Origin of the sequence: Streptomyces sp. 7N604 (assembly GCF_052245475.1) — a bacterium.
Lineage (GTDB): Bacteria > Actinomycetota > Actinomycetes > Streptomycetales > Streptomycetaceae > Streptomyces.
Window position 1 is genome coordinate 40,344 of record NZ_JBQQBX010000044.1, and the last position, 7,448, is coordinate 47,791.

The 7,448-nt window shown below is 71.6% G+C and carries 5 protein-coding genes; all 5 read right to left on the reverse strand.

Features of this window, described 5'->3' with window-relative positions:
- Positions 1–38: 38 nt before the first annotated feature.
- Positions 39–1,553 (reverse strand): hypothetical protein, encoded by a 1,515-nt coding sequence (locus ACTWP8_RS34260; protein ID WP_443325986.1) that lies wholly within the window; start codon positions 1,551–1,553, stop codon positions 39–41.
- Positions 1,554–1,749: 196 nt separating this feature from the next.
- The gene (locus tag ACTWP8_RS34265) at positions 1,750–2,970 is read right to left on the reverse strand and encodes a sensor histidine kinase (protein WP_443325987.1); all 1,221 of its coding nucleotides are present in this window, start codon (positions 2,968–2,970) and stop codon (positions 1,750–1,752) included.
- A gap of 50 nt (positions 2,971–3,020) precedes the next feature.
- The gene (locus ACTWP8_RS34270) at positions 3,021–3,698 is read right to left on the reverse strand and encodes a winged helix-turn-helix domain-containing protein (RefSeq protein WP_443325988.1); all 678 of its coding nucleotides are present in this window, start codon (positions 3,696–3,698) and stop codon (positions 3,021–3,023) included.
- 172 nt (positions 3,699–3,870) lie between these two features.
- On the reverse strand, positions 3,871–6,243 hold the full coding sequence (locus ACTWP8_RS34275) for a Tex family protein (RefSeq protein WP_443325989.1): 2,373 nt from the start codon (positions 6,241–6,243) through the stop codon (positions 3,871–3,873).
- 187 nt (positions 6,244–6,430) lie between these two features.
- Complete coding sequence (locus ACTWP8_RS34280; protein WP_443325990.1) at positions 6,431–7,297, reverse strand: SCO6745 family protein; 867 nt, start codon at positions 7,295–7,297, stop codon at positions 6,431–6,433.
- Positions 7,298–7,448: the final 151 nt, after the last annotated feature.

The following is a 7,448-nucleotide window of genomic DNA, read 5'->3' on the forward strand; positions in this document are numbered from 1 at the left end:
CGGCTCCACGGAGACAGGCCGTCATCCGGCATCCGGCGTCAGGGCGGTGACCCCGTACCGAACGCATGGAGTTCGACGCACGGCTCGGCGTTCGACGGGCAGTGCGCGGTGACGTAGACACGGTGTACCCCGCCGACGGGAGCGATCGGCACGGAGATGTCGTCCAATGACCCGTCGGGCACGGGATTGATCCGCGCCAGCCGGGGCCGGGTGGGGGAGTCGAGCCGCAACTCGATCGAGGCGCCTCCGCCCGGTGGTCCCGCGAGTCTGGCCTTGGCGAGAGTCTCCTTGCCGTTGGAGAAGTCCACACGGTCGTACCGCAGGAGGGAGAAGCGCCCCAGGAGGCGGCTGCCGCGCAGAGACCCGGTGGTGGTCCCGCTCTCCACCGTGAAGGCGCCGGCCTGGATACGGTCTTTCGCCAGGAGTACTGGGGAAGGCGGCGCGGTCGAGGGCGGCGGAGTCTCCTGTGCGGTCGGGGAGGAGGAACCGGGCGGCAGGTATCCCCGGGCCGCATGATGCTGCTGGCAGCCGGGCAGCGTGATCATGCCTACGGTGACGCCGATCAGGAAGCCGATGACGGCGACGCTGGTGGGGGAGAGCCGACGGCCCCGGCGCGGAACCCGGCTCCTCCTTCCGGGGCTCGGCGCCCCGTCCGGCGCGACGGGGCGCCTGCCTAAGCGCTGTGCCGGGGCTTCGGCATCGGCCCTGGCGCTTTCCAGCAGCCGTGTCAGGAACGGCGGATCACCCAGCGGAACGGGGATGTCCGCCTTCGCCCGCAGGTATTCCTCTCCAGGCCACCAACCCAGCAGCCGCACGGGCAACTGCTTTTCCAGCTGCGCATCGAGCCGGGACACGTCCTTGTAGACACGCATGCAGCCCGGACAGATCCGAAGGTGGTCCGCGGCCTCCTTGGCCGGGGGCGACTCGGGCTGGAAAGCCAGTTGCCTGACCACCTCCTTGCAGTCCTGACGCCCCAGCCGTTCGAGATACAGGTCCGTACGGGCCCGGCGCAGCTCGCCCCTGGCCTGGGCGCACAGGTCCTGGATCGCATCACGGGCCAGGCCCGTGATGCGGGCTGTCAGCGCGGGGTCGTCGCGGTCCACCACCGAGTGCCACAGCAGGCACTGGGTGGTGGGCGGGAGCCGCTTGAAGGCGAGAGCGAGATGGCCGTCTTCACCCCAGGGCCAGCGGAATCCCGCAGCGGCCCAGGCGCGGAAGGACGGCGACAGCGCTTCGCCCTCGAGGTGCAGGCGCGTGACCGCCGTGGTGCGAACGCCGTCCAGCAACTGGAGCCGCAGGCACCCCGGATGACGGCGCTCGATGAAGGACTCCCCGGACAGCATCCGTTGGAGCAGCTGGGCGAAGACATGTGAGGTCGCCTCATGCGCATGTACGGGACCCGGCAGGCACTGGGTCGTATAGGCCTGCACGGCGGCGTAGTGGCGGCGATAGAGATACCGGAAGAGTTCGACCTGTCCCTCTCGGATCGCGTGGCTCAGCGCAGTATCCGAAAGAGGCCGCTGTGGGGGCAGCGGACCCAAGACCAAGTGCATCGAGGAACCTTCCACTAAGGTCCGGCGGCAGCCTGGTCGCATGTCGGCCACGCGCCGTAGCCGTCTGATCTTCCACGTCCTGAAAACTGGCCCGGATTCGGAACGGTGGAGCGTTCATGCGTGCACCCAGCCTGGCGAAAGCTGCATGAGATGAAGATGAGGCGAGACCGGTCAAGACTGGGCAGAACCGGGCGGATCAATCGTCCTTGTATTGCGGAAGCCGCAACTCCGCGATCAGTCCGCCGCCTGGGGCATCCAAGAGTTGGGCGCTGCCGCCGTGCAATTGCGCTATCCAGCGGACGATCGCCAGTCCTGTTCCGGTCCCCGACCCACCGGTGACCCCGCGGCGGAAGACCTTCTCGCGATCCTTGGGCGGCACACCCGACCCATGGTCACGGACCGCGATCCGGCCGGGGGAGACGGTCACCTCCACTGGCCGGTGAGGGGAGTACGGTCCGCCGCCGCCGTGCTGCTGCGCGTTCTCGACCAGGTTGCGCAGCGCCTGGGCGAGCAGTCCCGGGTCGCCCAGCACCACCACCGGCTCGGTGCTGATGGTGACCGCCGCCGGGCCGGGCAACTCCTGAAGGGTGAGCTCGACCAACTGGTCCAGCCGTAAGGGCGTACGTTCGACCTCCTGGGTGCCCGCAGCCAGCCGTGCCCTCGCCAGCAGACCGGTGACGAGGCGACTGAGCCGGTCGACCAGGTGTACCGCTTCGCTCAGGGCTGCCGGGGCCCGCTCGGGGGCCGAGCTCCCGCCTTCCACCACCAACTGCAAGGTGGCCAGCGGAGTCCGCAGCTCGTGAGCCGCCTCTGCCAGGAACTGCTCCTGTCGCTGCAGGCTCGTGATGGCGGGCCGCATCGCACGGCCGGAGAGCAGGTGCCCGACAGCCGCCGCGAACACGACCAGGGCCGTGCAGCCGATCGTCAGCCAGCGGATCAGCAGCTCGTGACGGCGTTCGCTGCTCCCGGGATCCCCGCCGACCAGGATCGCGGCCCTGATGTCCTCGTCCTCCCAGACGGGGGCGGCGGCCCACCGCAGTTCCCGCTTGTCAGCCGCGACCGCGGTGAACAGGACGGTGTCCTCATCGGCCACCATCTCCCGCCACCGCCGCCGGAGTTCCGCCTGGAGGGGGGCTACGGAGGGCATAGGCTCGGCGACATGGACGACCGGCGTCCTGCCCGGTCGCCCGGTCAGGACGACCACCGCTTCTACGCGCTGCGCCAGTGAGTCCTCGTACAGCGGATCGAGGTGCAGTTGTCCCTGATTGTCGAACCACACCGCGCGGGAGAGCCCGACGGCCCGGCTGTTGACGTCGCTGTCGAGGTCGCCGGCGCGGGAGCCGGCGTCGATGTGCGCGGCGATCGCCGCGAGAACGAAAAGGCAGCTCGCGGTGGTGAACGCGAACAGCAGTGTCATCACCCGGCGGCAGCGGCGCAGCCGCGCCACGGCCCGGGAGGGCGTACGGCCTAACAGCGCTGTGCCTCCGCCTCCGCCAGCCGGTAGCCGAAGCCCCGCACCGTTTCGATCGGATCCGGTGGACCCAGTCGGCGCCGCAGCTGGCCGATCAGTACGTCCACCACGTTGGACATCGGCTCGCCCATTTCGTCCCAGCAGTGCTCGATCAGCTCCGTGCGCGTGACCACTTCACCGACCCGCAGCATCAACACCTCCAGCACGGCGAACTCCTTGGCGGTGAGGCTGAGGAGGACTCCGGCGCGGCGCACCCTGCGGCGGGGCAGGTCGACCTCCAGGTCGCCGACCTTGAGTTCCGGCGGCCGGGCGGGCTGGGCCCTGCGGCACAGCGCGCGTACGCGGGCGGTCAGTTCGGCGAAAGCGAAGGGCTTGACGAGATAGTCGTCGGCCCCGTGCTCGAACCCCGCCACGCGGTCGGCGACCGTGTCCAGGGCCGTGAGAAGCAGAAAGGGCAGGGCGGAACCCGCCCTTCGATGTGCCGCGAGGAGGCGCAGCGAGTCACCGTCCGGGACGGCCCGGTCCGCCACCACGCAGTCGTAGGCATGGATGGAGAGGCGGAAATCGGCGTCGGCGAGTGTCAAGGCGAGATCCACGGCGAAGCCCGCCTCTCGCAGTCTCGCGGAGATCACGGGTCCGAGCTCGGGGTCGTCCTCGAGAATCAGAACGCGCACGGTCCGTCAGTCTAGGCTCGAATTCCGGTAAATCTGCGATGAACGGGCGGGCTGTGCTTGCCGATTGGCGGCGCGGCAGGGCACCGGCAGGACGGACGTACCCCGGCCCCGGCCACGGACGCACCACTGCCCCGGCCACGGACCGGGGCAGTGCGCCAGGTGAGAGGGGCCGCTAGCCGCGGCGCTTGGGGTCGAGGAGGCCCGCGCGGCGCAGCGCGTCCGCCATCGCTCCGTTCGCGGGGGCGGCGTCGCGGCCCCGGTCGCCGCCGCGGCCGCCCTGCCGCTGCTGCGGCGCGCCGCGCCGCGGCCGGTCCCGGCCCTCGCCGCGGTCACTGCGTCCCCCCGGCTTCCCCCCGCCGGACGGCGACTCGTCGTCCAGCCGCAGCGTGAGCGAAATCCGCTTCCGCGGAATGTCCACGTCGAGCACCTTCACCCGCACGATGTCCCCCGGCTTCACCACATCCCTCGGGTCCTTCACGAAGGTCTTCGACATCGCCGAGACATGCACCAGACCGTCCTGGTGGACGCCCACGTCCACAAAGGCCCCGAAGGCGGCGACATTCGTGACGACCCCCTCCAGGATCATCCCGGCCGCGAGGTCGCCGATCTTCTCCACGCCTTCCTTGAAGGCCGCCGTCTTGAACGCGGGCCGCGGGTCGCGCCCCGGCTTCTCCAGCTCCTTCAGGATGTCCGTGACCGTCGGCAGGCCGAAGGACTCGTCCACGAAGTCCGCAGGCTTCAGTCCGCGCAGCACCGCCGTGTTGCCGATGAGCGCCTTCACCTCCCCGCCGGTCGAACCCGCGATCCGCCGCACCACCGGGTACGCCTCCGGGTGCACGCTCGACGCGTCGAGCGGGTCGTCGCCGCCGCGAATGCGGAGGAAGCCCGCGCACTGCTCGTACGCCTTGGGCCCGAGCCGCGCCACCTCCTTCAGCTGCTTCCGCGCGCGGAAGGCGCCGTTCGCGTCGCGGTGCGCCACGATGTTCTCGGCAAGGCCCGCGCCGATGCCCGAGACCCGGGCCAGCAGTGGCGCGGATGCGGTGTTGACGTCCACCCCCACACCGTTCACACAGTCCTCGACGACCGCGTCGAGCGAGCGGGAGAGCTTCACCTCGGACAGGTCGTGCTGGTACTGGCCGACGCCGATCGACTTCGGGTCGATCTTCACCAGCTCGGCCAGCGGGTCCTGCAGGCGCCGCGCGATCGACACCGCGCCGCGCAGCGACACGTCCAGGCCCGGCAGCTCCTGTGAGGCGAAGGCCGACGCCGAGTACACCGATGCCCCGGCCTCCGAGACCATCACCTTCGTCAGCTTCAACTCCGGCTGCTGCGCGATGAGATCGGCCGCGAGCTTGTCGGTCTCCCGCGACGCCGTGCCGTTTCCGATGGCGATCAGCTCGACGCGGTGCTCGCGCGCCAGCCGGGCCAGCCTGGCCAGCGACTCGTCCCACTTCTGCTGCGGTACGTGCGGATAGATCGTGTCCGTCGCGGCCACCTTGCCGGTCGCGTCGACGACGGCCACCTTCACGCCCGTACGGAATCCCGGATCCAGGCCCATCGTCGCGCGCGTGCCCGCCGGGGCGGCCAGCAGCAGGTCGCGCAGGTTGGCCGCGAACACCCGGACCGCCTCGTCCTCGGCGGCCTGCCGCAGCCGCAGCCGCAGATCGATGCCGAGGTGGACGAGGACGCGGGTGCGCCAGGCCCAGCGGACCGTGTCGGTCAGCCACTTGTCGGCCGGGCGGCCGCGGTCCGCGATGCCGAAGCGGGCGGCGATCGCCTGCTCGTACGAGCTCGGGCCCTCGTCCGCCTCGTCGCCGGGACCGGCGGGCTCCAGGGCGAGGTCGAGGACCTCCTCCTTCTCGCCGCGGAACATCGCCAGCACCCGGTGCGAGGGCAGCTCCGTGAACGGCTCGGCGAAGTCGAAGTAGTCGGCGAACTTCGCGCCCGCCTCCTCCTTGCCCTCCCGCACCTTCGCGGCCAGCCGCCCCCGCTGCCACATGCGCTCGCGCAGCTCGCCGATCAGGTCCGCGTCCTCGCCGAACCGCTCGGTGAGGATGGCGCGGGCACCCTCCAGCGCGGCGGCGGCGTCCGCGACGCCCGAGCCCTCGTCGACGAACGCGGCGGCGGCCGCGAGCGGCTCGACCGACGGGTCGCCGAGCAGCCCGTCGGCGAGCGGCTCGAGCCCCGCCTCGCGCGCGATCTGCGCCTTCGTACGGCGCTTGGGCTTGAAGGGCAGGTAGATGTCCTCGAGCCGGGCCTTGGAGTCCGCGGCCCGGATCTGCGCCTCGAGGCGCTCGTCGAGCTTGCCCTGCGACCGGACCGACTCGAGGATCGCGGTGCGCCGCTCCTCCAGCTCCCGCAGATAGCGCAGCCGCTCCTCGAGCGAGCGCAGCTGGGCGTCGTCGAGCATCTCGGTCGCTTCCTTGCGGTAGCGCGCGATGAACGGCACGGTCGAACCGCCGTCGAGCAGCTCGACGGCCGCCTTTACCTGCCGCTCCCGTACGCCGAGCTCCTCGGCGATCCTGCCCTCAATCGACGTCGTCACGATCCGATCCGCCTTGTCGTTGCTGCTGGTGCCCGCATTGTGCCAGGTGGCGCCGACAGCCCTGCGCAGACAGTCCGAAGCGGTACGGGACCGCCGCGCGCTGCGGCCGCGCGCACGGCGGTGGCACCGGCCCGGCCCGGCCCGCGCCTGCGGCGCGGCGTTTCCCATTCGCGCCGGTGGTCCGGCCTCAGCCCTTGCCGAAGAGGTCCGCGGGGAAGGCACCGGCGGTGACCGCGGCTGCCAACCAGGCGCCGGCGAGCTCCGTGAGCCGCGCGACCCCGGCCTCGCCGAGGTGCTCGTACGGGGCGCGGTCGAGCCGGTCCGTGTCCTCCTCGATCCGCTTGCGCAGCCCGAGCCCCTCCTCGGTCAACTCGCCCCCCGCGTCGAGGAGTCCGCGCTCGCGCAGCCGATCCTGGGCCGCGGCCCAGTCGTCCTGCCCCCACGCGCGCGTGCGCAGCAGCCACTTGGGGCTCTGGCCCTTGCCGGTGGCCGAGTGGGTGACCATCGCCTCCAGCCCGTCCAGCTCGGCGCCCATCAGTACCGTGATGTGACCGTCGCCGCGGTGCTCGCGGAGCAGCGTCGCCGCGTGCCAGAAGGCGAGGTGGGGCTCCTCGGGCGCCGGCTGGTCGGCGTGCGCGGCGTACAGCGTCCGGCCGGGGCGGCTGCACGCCTCGGCCGCGCGCAGGGCGAGCTTCGCCGCCTCCGCCATCTCGGCCGAGGCCACGGCCTCTTCGCCGAGCAGCCGCCGCAGTCCGGCGTCGACGGCGCGCAGCCGGGCGGCGAGGGCGTCCTCGGGGGAGGCGGTGCGCCAGATCCGCGGTACGTGGCGGGCCACCAGCTCGGGGTTGAAGTTGTAGAACGCGGCGGTGACCGCGCCGGCACCGGCGGCTCCCATCGCGGAGGCCCGCGACGCGAAGTATGCGGCGGACCAGTCGTCGTGGCCGATGGCCGCCATCTCCTGGGCGTGCTCTGCGGTGAAGTAGACCGCCGAGTGCAGCGGGTTGAGGGCGTTGTGACAGCGTCGCCCGGCGCGGGCGGGCAGAGGAGTGCTCATGCCCGCACGTTACCTGTAAGTAGCAATCTACTGAAGCCCCGACGGCCCGCCCAGCGCCCGCCTGAAGCCCACGCACCCACCCCTTCGTGCACCCGCCGAGCCGCCCACCCAACCGCCCGGGGTCCCCTTCCCATGGCCCTCTTCCCTGCTT